This is a genomic window from Ruegeria sp. CJ9 (genome assembly GCF_056536625.1).
The window spans coordinates 291,019-303,746 of record NZ_JBQFPY010000003.1; the positions used below are offsets into that span (position 1 = coordinate 291,019).

General features: G+C 59.9%; 11 protein-coding genes. 3 read left to right on the forward strand and 8 right to left on the reverse strand.

The window, feature by feature from the left end; translation table 11 throughout:
• Positions 1-25 precede the first annotated feature (25 nt).
• Positions 26-1,111 (reverse strand): NAD-dependent epimerase/dehydratase family protein, encoded by a 1,086-nt coding sequence (locus ACR0AJ_RS09370; protein ID WP_170350081.1) that lies wholly within the window; start codon positions 1,109-1,111, stop codon positions 26-28.
• Between the two features lie 158 nt (positions 1,112-1,269).
• Between ACR0AJ_RS09370 and ACR0AJ_RS09375 the strand changes: the two genes are divergently transcribed.
• Positions 1,270-2,325 carry a Gfo/Idh/MocA family protein gene (locus ACR0AJ_RS09375; RefSeq protein WP_480740693.1) on the forward strand — a complete coding sequence of 352 codons (1,056 nt, stop codon included), beginning with the start codon at positions 1,270-1,272 and terminating at the stop codon, positions 2,323-2,325.
• Entirely contained in the window at positions 2,322-3,242 is a 921-nt protein-coding gene (locus tag ACR0AJ_RS09380; RefSeq protein ID WP_480740694.1) for a glycosyltransferase family 2 protein, read from the forward strand. Before ACR0AJ_RS09375 ends, ACR0AJ_RS09380 begins: the two co-directional genes overlap by 4 nt.
• Positions 3,243-3,255: 13 nt before the next feature.
• Here ACR0AJ_RS09380 and ACR0AJ_RS09385 read toward each other — a convergent pair whose 3' ends face one another.
• On the reverse strand, positions 3,256-4,452 hold the full coding sequence (locus tag ACR0AJ_RS09385) for a glycosyltransferase family 4 protein (protein WP_480740695.1): 1,197 nt from the start codon (positions 4,450-4,452) through the stop codon (positions 3,256-3,258).
• Between the two features lie 159 nt (positions 4,453-4,611).
• Between ACR0AJ_RS09385 and ACR0AJ_RS09390 the strand changes: the two genes are divergently transcribed.
• Positions 4,612-5,892 carry a glycosyltransferase family 4 protein gene (locus tag ACR0AJ_RS09390; protein WP_480647452.1) on the forward strand — a complete coding sequence of 427 codons (1,281 nt, stop codon included), beginning with the start codon at positions 4,612-4,614 and terminating at the stop codon, positions 5,890-5,892.
• Between the two features lie 8 nt (positions 5,893-5,900).
• Here ACR0AJ_RS09390 and ACR0AJ_RS09395 read toward each other — a convergent pair whose 3' ends face one another.
• From ACR0AJ_RS09395 to ACR0AJ_RS09420, 6 genes are all read right to left on the reverse strand, one after another.
• Complete coding sequence (locus ACR0AJ_RS09395) at positions 5,901-7,430, reverse strand: GMC oxidoreductase (RefSeq protein ID WP_480740697.1); 1,530 nt, start codon at positions 7,428-7,430, stop codon at positions 5,901-5,903.
• Between the two features lie 18 nt (positions 7,431-7,448).
• Positions 7,449-8,420, reverse strand: coding sequence for an NAD-dependent epimerase/dehydratase family protein (locus ACR0AJ_RS09400; RefSeq protein WP_480662731.1), 972 nt, complete (start codon positions 8,418-8,420; stop codon positions 7,449-7,451).
• Positions 8,421-8,513: 93 nt separating this feature from the next.
• Positions 8,514-9,257: a polysaccharide deacetylase family protein gene (locus tag ACR0AJ_RS09405; protein ID WP_170411983.1), complete on the reverse strand. Its 744-nt coding sequence runs from the start codon at positions 9,255-9,257 to the stop codon at positions 8,514-8,516.
• A gap of 3 nt (positions 9,258-9,260) precedes the next feature.
• Positions 9,261-10,700, reverse strand: coding sequence for a protoporphyrinogen/coproporphyrinogen oxidase (locus tag ACR0AJ_RS09410; protein WP_170411980.1), 1,440 nt, complete (start codon positions 10,698-10,700; stop codon positions 9,261-9,263).
• Positions 10,697-11,659: a lysylphosphatidylglycerol synthase transmembrane domain-containing protein gene (locus ACR0AJ_RS09415; protein ID WP_170411977.1), complete on the reverse strand. Its 963-nt coding sequence runs from the start codon at positions 11,657-11,659 to the stop codon at positions 10,697-10,699. Before ACR0AJ_RS09415 ends, ACR0AJ_RS09410 begins: the two co-directional genes overlap by 4 nt.
• A 13-nt stretch (positions 11,660-11,672) precedes the next feature.
• On the reverse strand, positions 11,673-12,590 hold the full coding sequence (locus tag ACR0AJ_RS09420; protein ID WP_170350091.1) for a glycosyltransferase family 2 protein: 918 nt from the start codon (positions 12,588-12,590) through the stop codon (positions 11,673-11,675).
• Positions 12,591-12,728 lie beyond the last annotated feature (138 nt).

A 12,728-nucleotide genomic window follows, 5' to 3' on the forward strand; every position in this document is an offset into this window, starting at 1 on the left:
CATGCAGTAACTGGTTGCAATTAAACTATTTTCCATACCTGTTGCGCAGATAATCCTGCGTGGCCTCCAACCCAGAGTCGAGGTCGTATTCCGGTGCATAACCTAGTCTGGCCCGCGCATGGGTGATCTGGCAATGCCCCTTGGTCGAGAACAGTTCCAACATATAACGGTCCGGGTAAACCTCGCCCTGTTGCGGCAACCGTTGTTTCACCATTTGCACTATCCCCTCAAACCTCTCGCGACCGATCCAGCCTCGGGCAGCGGCGCTGATCCGGGCAGCCAGCGGCGGTGTGTCCGGGATTGTGCCGGGTTCCTCGGGTGGCAACCGTTCTGCGAGATCGGCCAGCGGAACATAATGAGTGCTGCCCCGACCGATGATGTTGGCATAGCCGGTCAGCAGAGAGGACCATGAAAAAGGACGCGCGCCTGAAATGATGAACCGTTCTTGCCCAAGCCCCTCCAGCACTGCGGCGCGCAGCATGGCCTGTACCAGATCGTCGACGAACACTGCGTTGCACAGCCCCTCGGGTTCGGGCAGCACCACACTGCCGGCGGCCATCCAGTCGGCCAACCGGTCCGTCCAGAGCATGCTACCCGGGCCATAAACCAGCGTTGGTTGCAGGATGGCAACCGGGCAATTTCCTTGTATCAGGGTCTGTTCCATCGCCATTTTGGCTTGGCTGTACGGTGTGCCTCCGGCTTGGGACGCGGGGCTGTCTTCGGTCAGATTTTCCTGTGGCCAGCCGTCATAGACGACGATGGAACTGATATGGATGATCCGTCCGACCTCGACAGCTTCGGCGGCCTGTCTGAGGGTGTCGAATGTTGCAAGGTTTTCGGCTGCAGGCGCGCGCATGTCATAGGCCAGATGAAATAGTACGTCCTGATCGCGCAGGGCGGATTTCATCGCAGCCCCATCCCCAAGCGATCCTGTCACAACCTTTGCGCCCATTGCCGCAAGTGCGTGCGCGCCATGGCGACTGCGCAGCAGAACGGTGACCTTGGCACCCGCATCCAGCAAGGCCGGAACAAGCCGTTTACCAACAAAACCGGTTGCCCCGGTCACGAAGACCGATTTGCCATTCAGGCGGTCCAATCCGGTGATGCTCACACTTCAAATCCTCTTTGATCTCGTTTTGTCGGCAAATGTCATCCTTCAGAAACCTAGCGTGGAGGCAGCGTCTGTGCTACTCCGCTTATAGGTGAATTGTTGTTAAAGATGCCGGGTGTAGCCCTGTTGCGCACCCGTGATTGTTAATGAGGAATTGAATGAAGATCGGTGTGATCGGGGCGGCCGGAAAGATCGGCCAAATGCGGGTTCAGAACATTCTTGAGTCTCCTGATGCTGAATTGGCGGCGGTTCTGGACTTGGAGTTTCATCGCGCTGTGGCTGTGGCGGATGGCGCGCCTGCCTTTACCGATCTCGACCGGTTTTTTGCCACGTCGATGGATGCGGTGGTGATCTCGACCCCGGCACATATACGTGAACCGCTCTGCCTGCGGGCCTTTGCCGAAGGCCTGAATGTGCTGACCGAAAAGCCGCTGTCTCCGACCGTGGAAGGGGCAAGGCGGATCGTCGATGCGGCGAAAAAGGCGGGCAAGGCTTTGGGGGCCGGGTTCAATATGCGCTACTACCCGTCGTTTGCGCATGTGAAAGAGGTCGCATCCTCGGGCGAGATCGGAGAGATCGACCATGTCCGCGTCTATGGCGGCCATGACGGGTTGGGCCATTTCACCCATGATTGGGAATATCAGGCCGAATTTTCCGGCGGCGGTGCGTTGTGGGATGTGGGTATTCACATGACCGACATGGCGCGTTTCATTCTGGGCGAGATTACCAGCGTTTATGGCGTGGCCACCAACACGGTCTGGAACGTGCCGGGCTCCGAGGATAACGCTGTGGCAATCTTCAAGAACCCAGATGGTATTCCGGCGATCTATCAGGCCTGCTGGAACGATTGGAAAGGCTATCAGAGCGTGATCGAGGTGTACGGCTCGCGCGGTATGGTGCGCGGGGCCTATGCGCCGATGCAGAACCTTGTCATCACCATGGACAAGCCCGGTGGTGCGCCCAAACGAGTGCGTAAATTTTATCCGGAAATCATGGTGCGCGAGAAACTGAAATCCTGGAAATCGACCGCGATCCTGTCCTTTGGCGACGAACTGGCCGATTTCATCCGCCTGACCCGCGGTGAAACCGGCCTGAACTGCGCCGACGGTCATGCGGGCCTGCGCGCGGTCGAAATCGCCGCCGCTGTGCCGGAAAGCACGCGCAGCGGTCAGCCGGTTGAACTGGACAATCTGGGGGACATGACAATCCAATGAGCAGCGATCCGATCCTTTCCATCGTTTTGACCATCGTACAAGGCGGCAGCTATGTGCGGGATTTCCTTGAAGCAGTACGCAGTTTCGATGATCCGCCACCGCTGGATGTGATTATTCCCTATGACGCCAGTGTCGCGGATGTGGCGCAATATGCCGATGACTATCCAGAAGTGCGGTTTCTGGACCTTGGCGTGATCGACCCGATCCGCCCGATCACCTCCGAGGCGGGCAAGCACGAGCTTTATGATCGCCGTCGTTCGGCCGGGCTGGCCGCGGCCACAGGAGATATTATTGGCATTCTCGAAGACCGAGGTCTGCCGCAATCCGACTGGGCGCGCACCATTGTGCGGTTGTACGAGGAAACCGGAAAGAACGTGATTGGTGGCGCAATCGAGTGCATGGAGCCGGTCAGCCCGCTGAACTGGGCCTTTTACGTCACCGATTTTGGCCGCTACGGGCGACCGTTTGAAACCGGTCCGGCGGATTGGGTGTCAGACGTGAACTTGACTTATAGCCGCAAAGCCTTGGATGAGACCCAGCACCTGTGGAAAGATCGCTATCACGAGCCAATCGTGCATTGGCACCTGATCGAACAGGGTGAGGAGCTGTGGCTCTCGAACGAGGTGGTCGTGCATCACCACCGGCCCAGGGCGACATTTCGGGAATTGCTGCCCGAGCGGTTCGATTGGGGTCGCCTGTTCGGTGAAATCCGGGTGCGCAATCAAAGCAACGCAAAGCGCCTGATGCTGATCCTGGCGGGGCCACTGATTCCGCCACTGCTTTGGGTGCGTCACTATAAGCTGCAGGCCAGCAAGGGGCGGGGGATGCGGTACCTCAAGACGCTGCCGTATGTCATGCTGCTGTCTACCGCTTGGACGCTGGGCGAAGTCTGGGGCTACATCACCAAACGTCCCTGATCTGCGGTCCTTTTTAGCGACCTGCCAGAGTGTAATAGGTCTTTTCGAATTGCTGGTGCACCCAATCCGGATTGAACCGGTCTTCGAGGCTGCGTTTCAAAGCATTTTCCGCAAGGGTTCGGCGGCGGTCTTCGTCTGACAAGACATCCGCCACGGCAGCGCAGATCGCATCGATATCGGCGATGGGCACGACCGCGCCAACACTGTCATCAATCAGTTCGACCACGCCGGAACAGGCGGTGGCCACCGCCGGGGTTCCGGCCTGGAACGCCTCGGCAATGGTGAAGGGCAGCGCCTCCCACCGCGAGGTCAACAGGAACAGATCCGCCGCGCGCAGGTGTCGGATTGGCTTGTCCGTGCGACCAACAAAACGCAAGTGCTTGCCGAGGCCCTTTTCCTGCGCCAGCGCGTGCAGCTGTGCCTCATCCGGCCCGTCACCTGCAACGATGAAACGATAGCCAGGATGGGTTTCTTTCATCCGCGCGACGCAGTCGATCAGAATGTCGATCCCCTTTTGCGGCAGCAGACGGGCCAGTGTGACGATCACCCGGTCACCATCCCCAAGCAACTCAGCGCGCAGGTTGGCAATGTCCTCTGCACTGTCCTGAGGCGGGGGTGTGACGCCCAGACCGATGACTTTCAGCTTGTCCTGCGGCACATTGCCGATGGTGGCCAGATCCTCGGCGGACCGATGACTGGGCGTGATCACCAGATCGCATTTCGCGGCAATCCGGCCGAATGCGGCGATCCGCTCGGGCTCGGACCCGTGATAGGTAACGGCGACGGGGATGCGCCGCCCGGTGCGGGCCAGAATTGCAACCAGCGCAGGGGCGGATTCATGGCAGTGGATCAGATCGACCGGATTGTTCGCCAGCCAGCGCCGCAACCGCCAAGCCGCGACTGCCGTATGGTGCAACCGGTTGGCGATGTTGCCGCCATCGCCAGCGACATAGCGGGTGGGCAGGTCGAGGAAATCCGGCTGCTGATCAGGCCCGCCCCAGATATCGGCGGTGCCAGCCAGCGTGACGCGATGATCGTGTGTCTGCAGCCACTCACTCAGCCCTAGGATATGCCGGGTGATGCCGCCCATACCGAACTGGGTGCCCATTTCGACAACATGAAGGGGGTCTGAAGAGGAATAGGTCTGCATCTGAAGCGGGATCGAGCCAATTTTCTGAACTATTCCCCGATCATAGCATGCGCACAGCATTTGCACATGCTGTGGTCATAGCCCGTGACAGCCTGCGTATGTTTGCAGCATGTCCGCAACACCGGTGGCTATCTGAGTGTCCAAATGGCTTGTTCCTTTCGATTGTCGCAGGGATCGTGTTTCATACCTGAAAGTTATTGGTTGTTTGGTACAATTCACATGCAGTCGCTGCGCATTCTGATGTTCACCACATTTTACCCGCCCTATTCCTTTGGCGGTGACGCCATAGGGATTCAGCGCATGGCCCGGGCGCTTGTGGCGCGCGGTCACGATGTGACGGTGGTGCATGACGAAGACAGCTATTTGATCCTGGGCGGAAAGCCGCAGGCTGAGGGCGACCCCGATGGGGTGCGGCGGATCGGGCTGCGCAGCCGCAATGGCATGATGTCGAACCTGCTGACCCAGCAGCTGGGTCGACCTGTTGTACACGCAGCCCGCATCCGCGAGATACTGGCCGAACGGAAACCGGATATCATCTGGCACAACAATACATCCCTGATCGGAGGACCCGGTCTGTTGCCGATGGGTGAGGGGCTAAAGGTTTATGAGGCGCACGAGCATTGGCTGGTCTGCCCCACCCATGTTCTGTGGCGGTACGGGCGGGAGCTGTGCGACGCGCGCCAATGCCTACGCTGCGTGCTGAATCACAAACGTCCGCCGCAGCTGTGGCGCTATACCGGCGCGCTGGACCGGGCGCTGGATCATATGGATCTGATCATTGCAAAAAGCGAATTCAGCCGCGCCAAACATCGCGAATTCGGTCTGCGGCAAGACATGCAGGTGCTGCCCTATTTCCTGCCCGATCTCGATCAGAGCGCCCTGCCAGAACCAGCGACCCATGAGCGCCCCTATTTCCTGTTCGTCGGACGTCTGGAAAAGATTAAAGGGTTGCAAGATGTGTTTCCGGCCATTGACCGCTATTCGGATGCCGATCTGCTGATCTTGGGCGACGGTGACTATGCGGATGAGTTAAAGAGCCAAGCCGCAGGCAATGACCGGATTAAATTCCTGGGCCGCAAAACCCTTGAGGAGCTTAACGCCTATTACCGCGGTGCGATCGGGTTAATCGTTCCGTCGGTTTGCTATGAGACGTTCGGCATCATCCTGATTGAAAGCTTCCGTCTGGGCACGCCGGTTATTGCCCGTCGGTTGGGCCCATTCCCCGAGATCGTGGAGCGGGCCGGAGGTGGGTCGCTGTTTGAAACCGAGGATGATTTGATCGCGGCGATGCGTGAATTGCAGCACCAGCCGGACCAGCGCGGGGTGCAGGGAACTGCGGCGCGCAAGGCCTTTCTGGACATTTGGCATGAGACCTCTGTGCTTGAAGCCTATGGTGCGGCGCTGGCGCGTGCGGCGCATGGAAAAGGTGATCGGGCGCTTTCTGCGGCTCTGGAAGCCGGTGCGTTAGAGAACGGAGCGCGTGCAGCATCACTTGCATGAATTGAGCGCTAGGGGGTCAGCGTTCCGATGCGATGGGCATTGGCCATGACCGAGAAGGTGATGGTTGTGGCCGGGATGCTGGGCAGGCTCGAGGCATCGACAAGATGCACCCGTGATAATCCATGCGGCCGCCCCAGGATGTCGGATTGCCCCGCGCCGGGGGCCTTGGCCATAGGGACCGAGCCGCCGACGTGAAAGCTGGACCCCACCTCACCCGGACGGCGGGCAAACGCCAGCGGTATGAGGCCGGCACGTTTCAGCACCTGTGCCAATCGGGACGTCACCCACCCCATCACCATTTCGGTTGCCTCATTGGTCTGCACCGTCGGGACCAGCCGCCTGTCAGTGGCCAGCGTCAGGTCGATCCGGGCGGAATGGGCCGAATGCAGAAACGCCTGCGCCACGATCAGCCGCCGCGCCAGCATCCGCCACAGAACGCCCGATCCCGGCAGTTTGGAGCCGTGGCTGTTGATCAGGTCATGGGCATAAAATTCGTTCCAGGTATAGACCTGCGCATGGACCAGATGGGGTGAGATGTTCGGATCATCCAGTTCGATGAACATCTGCGGCAGGGTGTGATAGGGCCTTTGATCCGGGCGGCGCGGTGTGCGCCAGCGGTGCAGGTTGGGCAGAAAGAAATGCTGGCTGTCCTGTAGTTGCAAACTGGTAGACGGATCCGGCGACGACGTCAAAAACAGCCGCGCCGTTTCCAGAACCCCGGCGGCCACAAAAATGCGACTGGCTTGCAAGGCCTCGCCATCCTCCAGCGTCAAGGTGACGTGGTCGGCCTGTTCTTCGAACCGGCGGGCGAGGCCAGCGCGATATTGAAAGGCCGGGTTACGGCGCAACTCAGTCAGCGTTTTCTGGGCTGAATAGATGTAGCCCCAAGGGCATCCATGTAGGCACTGGCCGCAATATTGGCATCCGGGGTCAACGGCCAGACGCGCCAGTCCGGCATGGGCGCCCAGTTCTGACAGGCTGGTTTTCTGATGCTCCAGACGCTGCAACAACTGCTGCGCCTGTGGGGACGGGGTCAGCGGCACCCGGTCCTGCATCGAAAGGGCGGGGAACAGGGTCTGCAATGCATCCTGCTGGCCGCTTACGGGAAGAAATTCGGCGACGGCGCGGTAATGCGGAGCCAGATCGTCAATTCCAATCGGCCAGTCCGCGATGTCCTCGGCGCGGTTGGGCAGAACCGCCGAACCCCAGAGATTGGACAGCCCGCCCACCGCATGTGAGGCCCGCAACCCGATCCGTTCGGGCGACACCAGTGTCTTGGCGCCCGGCACCATGGCAAAATCCGACCCGAACCGGCGCACCTGCCCGGGCGGTGTGTCGAATTGCGGGGCCTGCCATTTTTTTTGGTCCTCAACAGACCAGGTGTCGGGATCCGAAGCCGCAAGTTTGTCACGGCGGTCTTGCGCTGGGGCCTCCAGCCTGCCGCCCGGGTCCAGCATCAGAACTTGACGCCCCCGGTTCAGCAAAGCCATGGCCACAGACACGCCGGACGGCCCGGAGCCGATCACCAGATCAGTCACAGATGGGAACCTGACGGCTCATGCGGAAACCGGGGCCTGCATTTCAGTGATGATATCTTCGATAGTCTGCTGCAGCGTGCGCATCGGGCGGAATCCAGTGACGCGCTCCAGCTTTGACACATCGGGCAGCCGGCGCTGCATATCCTCGAACCCTTCTGGATATACCGCGTCATAGGGAACATAGCGGATTTCCGAGTTGGACCCGGTGAGTTCAATGACCTTTTCAGCCAAAGCGCGGATTGTGACTTCTTCGTTCGAGCCGATATTGAACACCTCGCCTTTTGCCTGTGGTGCGTTCATCAGCAACCCCAATGCCTTGACGACATCGGCCACATGACCGAAGCAACGCGACTGCTCGCCGCTGCCATGCACCATCAGGGGCGCACCCTCCAGCGCGGCTTTCACGAAATTCGGCAACACCATGCCATAGCGGCCCGTCTGTCGCGGCCCGGTGGTGTTAAAAAACCGCAGAACCGTGACCGGCAGACCGGATTCGCGCGCATGGGCCAGCGCCAGAAACTCATCCAGCGTTTTGGCACAGGCGTAGGACCAGCGCAGGTTGCGCGTGGCCCCAATGGTCAGATCGTCGTCTTCCTGAAACGGAAACTTCGCGCTTTTGCCGTAAACCTCGGATGTAGAGGCGACAAATGTATAGGTCTTGTTTGGCAGCGCCGCATCCAGAACATTCTCGGTACCCGCTACATTGGTTAGGATCGATCGGCTGGGCTCATCCATGATCAGTTTGACGCCAACGGCGGCGGCCAGATGAAAAACGACGTCAGCCGGACGAACCAGATCGGTGACCATCTGGCGATCCAGAATTGAGCCTTCGGTGAATGTGAAATTCGGGTGGTCTGCAACTGAGGTCAGATTTGCCAGCCGTCCGGTCGAAAGATCATCAAAGACCGTGACCGTGTGGCCATCCCGGATCAGCCGTTCCGTCAGATGAGAGCCAATAAACCCGGCGCCACCGGTAACCAGAATATGCATTTGTTCGTACCTGTTACTTGTTGAAAACCAATTTACCGGATCGTACAACCCGCGCTGCGTATCCGGCTATAGCCGCAGGCGGAAAATATCTGTTCACCACGGTTGCCCGCGTATTGCCGCGCGCACCCCCCGCATTGTCTTGCGCGCCGTCAGATAGGCTTTGCCGCGCCCTTCCAAATGCGCTTTCCAACGGGCGATGTCGGTAAAGTAAAACATCTCGAGCCGGGGCAGATCGTGGATATCGTCCCCCGCCTTGGCCACGCCCAGCCTGGTGCCGACCGAAGTGTCGTAATGCTGAGCGATCTGTCTGAGTACGCTGCTATTCGACGCGCCGTAAGGCGGTGCGAAATGCCGGACAGGCTGGCCCAGCCGCGCGGCAATGTCCTGACCGGAGCCACTTACTTCCTCTTCCAGCATGAGCGTATCCAGCGTGGTGAGATCGGGATGATTGACACTATGCGCGCCAAAACAGACCCCTTCCCCTGCCAGGGCTTCGATCCTGTCCCAACCCATCAGGGGGCGGGGCGGGATGTTGCCTCCGACCCAGTGGTCCATCCCGCCCATCAGGCCCGAGGGCAGATAGACGATGGGGCAGAAGCCATGATCGCGCAGAATGGGCCAGGCGGTATCGGCGAAATCTTCGAACCCGTCATCGAAACTGATGATGACCACGCGGGGGCCGGGCGGGTTGGCCAGCGCATCGGGCGTGACCACCGGCAGGCCGGATGCCGCCAGCGCCTGCATCTGGGCCTTGAACACCTCGGGCGCGATTGAGGTCGGTCCAGGCGCATCCGAGATCGAATGATACATCAGGATATCGGCCTGCCAGGCGGTCATGGGTCAGTCTTCCACCACATGAGTAGCAAAGACCTCGCGATATTTATTCCATTTCGCGCGGTCGACCTGACCTGTGCCGTTGATGCAATCCGCCGCGCCATAGGCCATGGCAAAGGCGTGGTGGGTGTTGTCATGGGCGAACAATCCCTGACGTCCAAATACGAGCAATCCGTCCAGATTTGAGAGCCACTGATCAACCGTATCAAACCGCGCCTCATACCCCACGTCGTAAACCGGATAGGCGTGGCTCAGCCGTCGGGATTCACAGCGGCGCACCGGCACGGTGACCGGCAGGCCCAGCTGGTCCAACCATTTGGTGAACTCCTGCCCCAGTTCTTCGTCGGACATGGACCACCACTTTTCATCCGGGTCGCAGGGCAGTTCGGCGCACAGCACGGTCACGCCCTTCGGCGCGCCACTGGCGTTATAGTTCTTGGGTTCTGACATCCGGCTGATCGGGATCGACAATTCCGGAAAGTAATGCGCGTCGAACTCGGTGAACTGGTCTGTCTCCAGCACCAGATACAGCAGGATCATGCCCCTAAACCGGATGGCGCGGGCGGCATCGACCACTTCCGGCGGAGGGGCGTCGATCAGGCGCGTCAACCCGGTCAGCGGAATGGTCGACAGGATCAGATCGCCGGTCACATGCCGCTCGCTGTCGCCCTCGCGGATCGTCAACCCGGTGATACGGTCGCCGTCCCGGTCGATCCCGGTGATCTCGGTGTTGAACATGAAGGTGGCACCATTTGTGCGCGCGCTTTCCAGCATCGCGTCCGAGATTTGTCCGAACCCTTTGCGCGGATAGAAAAATCGCCCGGCGGTTTCGCTGCGCAGCCCAGGCACCAGGCGCAGCATCTTCATCAGGATCTTGCCGACCGATCCGCTGCCGACCCGGCGCTCGGCCAGCTTGACGGCCAGCTTTTCCGGATCCAGCCCCCAGAGTTTGCGCACGTAGGGGAAATAGAAATTGTCCGAAATCGTTGGCCCCAACCCGTCATAAAGCACGGTCGAGAATGTCTCGGGGCCCGTGCTTTTCTTGCGAAAGGGTTTCAGCACCATGTCCCCGATCAGCGACGCGGCAAAGGGCTTGGGCAGGCGCATAAGCGCGTCGGTCAGTTTCAGCGGGAAGTGAATCCATTTGCCGCCCAGCCGGATACGCCCATGGCGCGGGCGCAGCAGCAGATCGTCACCCAACAGCGTTTTCACATCCTGCAACACCTCAGGCTCTGCCGCAGGGTGAAACCGGTGCGAGCCATAATCGCAAATCACGCCTTCGACCGGGAACGACGCCGAATTGCCGCCTGCAATGGGTGCGCGTTCGATCACGGTCACCTTTGCCTGCCCGGTCAGGGCGTATGCTGCGGCCAGACCAGCGGGTCCGGCACCGAGTATGATGATTTCAGGCTTATCCTCGCCTGTTGGTCGGGAAACATCCGTCACTTGCACTCTTCCTTTTGGGAATTCGCCGGAGCGCTAAACCGCATCCCGGACATTGTCAGAACCAGCGCGCCAAACCCGCCCGCTGTAAACAGAACAACCTGCCAGACCAGCCCGGCTGCCACGACGGCAGGGGCGCTGGCACCAAAGGCGGCCAGAAAGCCCGCCAGCGTGGCCTCGCGCAGGCCCAGCCCGTTCAACGACACCGGCAGAACTGCGATAATCTTGGCCAGCGGCCAGGCAAATATCCACGGTCCGGCTGCCACATCGACACCCGCCGCGATGGCCAGCCACCAGGCCAGCATGACCAACAACAACTGGATCAAAACCGACGCGATAAAGGCCGCCGCCAGCGTGCCGGGCTTGCGGCCCAACCCGGTCAGCGCATCGGCCAGACGATGCGCAAAGCCCTTACCAGGCAGAGACGGGACATAGCGCCAGGGCAGGGGCAGCAGGCGCGGCAATGCGACCATACCCGCCAGCGCCGCAAGCAGGACCAGCGCTACAGGCCAGATCATATGTCCGCCCTCGGCCCGTTCCCATGTCAGGACAAGCCCAAGGCAGGATAAGGTCAACAAGGCCACCATGTCGATCAGCCGATCCACGGTTGCGCCCGCGACGACCCGTGCCCCGTCTTTCATCGCCGCCTGCGCCATCCCGGCGCGCACTGTATCGCCGCCAATCGCGCCGGGCAGACACAGATTAGCGGCCAGACCGGCAAAATGCGCCCAGATCGCCAGCAGGGCCGGAAGCCCCCGACCCAACAACAGCCACCATTTCATCGCCGCACCCACATGGGCCAACAGGAACAGGACCAGTACGCTCAGGAACACCCAGATCGGGATTGCCTTGAATGCCGCCACGATGGCCTCGGCTGGAAGGATCCAGAACAGGATCGCCAGCACCAAAGCCGACCCGGCCAGCCGGATCAGCCAGCGCCGTTGAGTTGGATCGGAAAGCATGCCGCCGCTCATATCAAGGTCTGAGATGCAGCCGCGAAATCATGTCGGCAATCAACCCCAACGACCAGATCATGATCGCCGCCAGGAATGAGAACACCGCCGTTTCACTGAGGTTCCAGTAGAACATGTCGATAATGAACTTAACCGTGCCCAAAGTGAAAAACGCCAGACCCAGCGGGATGAACACCCGCAGCGGGTTAAACAACGTGCTGATGCGCAGGATCAGGATGATGAAGTTCAGAAAATCGATCGGTCGGATTTTCGATTTACCCACCCGCTTACCGTATTCGATCGGCGTATAGATCATCCGCTTGCCATTCGAGGTCATGCACAGTGTGATCGTGGTGGTGAACGAGAAATTCTGTGGCAGCAGTGGCAGGAACGGGATCAGCTCGGATTTGCGGAACACACGCAGCCCGGAATTGAGGTCGTTGATCTTGCGCTCGGCCAGGAATGAGGCAAAGGCGAACAGGAACTTCTTGGCCGGCCGCCGCAGCAGCGGCACGTTCTTCATTGCGGCGCCCCGATCGCCCACCACCATGTCCTGATCGCGGCACATGGCCAGCATGCCCGGCAGGTAACGCGCCGGATAGGTGCTGTCAGCATCAAGGATGGCCACATATTCATACTGTGCCATCCGCACCCCGCGTTTGAGACTGGCGCCGTATCCGGAATTGACGTCGTTGAAGGTGACGGTGGCACCGCTGGCCTCGGCCTCGGCGCGGGTGTTGTCCTGGCTGGCATCGTCGACCACGATGATCTCGTACGGAATACCCAGCGGTTCGAGATGGGCCCGCACATCTTCAACAGTGCCACGGACGGCGTTTTCTTCGTTATAGGCAGGGATGACCACGCTCAGGCTCATGCCAGAAGTATCCGGCGCACCGGTTGGGATGTTGTCCGGGGTGATCTGCTCGGCAACCTTGTTCATGAAAATGAAATCCCTTTGCGTACTTAATGTATATTCTGCCCCGCTTGGCATTCATGCCGTTCAGAGCGCAACGGGCTCAATTCCCATCGCTGCTTATTGTATTCAAACACAGACAGGCTGGATATAGACAATAATTTT

What these genes read in the sequence shown, in the direction of transcription:
- ACR0AJ_RS09375 (WP_480740693.1), top strand. Translation starts at nt 1,270, where the DNA reads ATGAAGATCGGTGTGATCGGGGCGGCCGGAAAGATCGGCCAAATGCGG.
- ACR0AJ_RS09380 (WP_480740694.1), top strand. Translation starts at nt 2,322, where the DNA reads ATGAGCAGCGATCCGATCCTTTCCATCGTTTTGACCATCGTACAAGGC.
- ACR0AJ_RS09385 (WP_480740695.1), bottom strand. Translation starts at nt 4,452, where the DNA reads ATGCTGTGCGCATGCTATGATCGGGGAATAGTTCAGAAAATTGGCTCG.
- ACR0AJ_RS09390 (WP_480647452.1), top strand. Translation starts at nt 4,612, where the DNA reads ATGCAGTCGCTGCGCATTCTGATGTTCACCACATTTTACCCGCCCTAT.
- ACR0AJ_RS09400 (WP_480662731.1), bottom strand. Translation starts at nt 8,420, where the DNA reads ATGCATATTCTGGTTACCGGTGGCGCCGGGTTTATTGGCTCTCATCTG.
- ACR0AJ_RS09405 (WP_170411983.1), bottom strand. Translation starts at nt 9,257, where the DNA reads ATGACCGCCTGGCAGGCCGATATCCTGATGTATCATTCGATCTCGGAT.
- ACR0AJ_RS09415 (WP_170411977.1), bottom strand. Translation starts at nt 11,659, where the DNA reads ATGCTTTCCGATCCAACTCAACGGCGCTGGCTGATCCGGCTGGCCGGG.
- ACR0AJ_RS09420 (WP_170350091.1), bottom strand. Translation starts at nt 12,590, where the DNA reads ATGAACAAGGTTGCCGAGCAGATCACCCCGGACAACATCCCAACCGGT.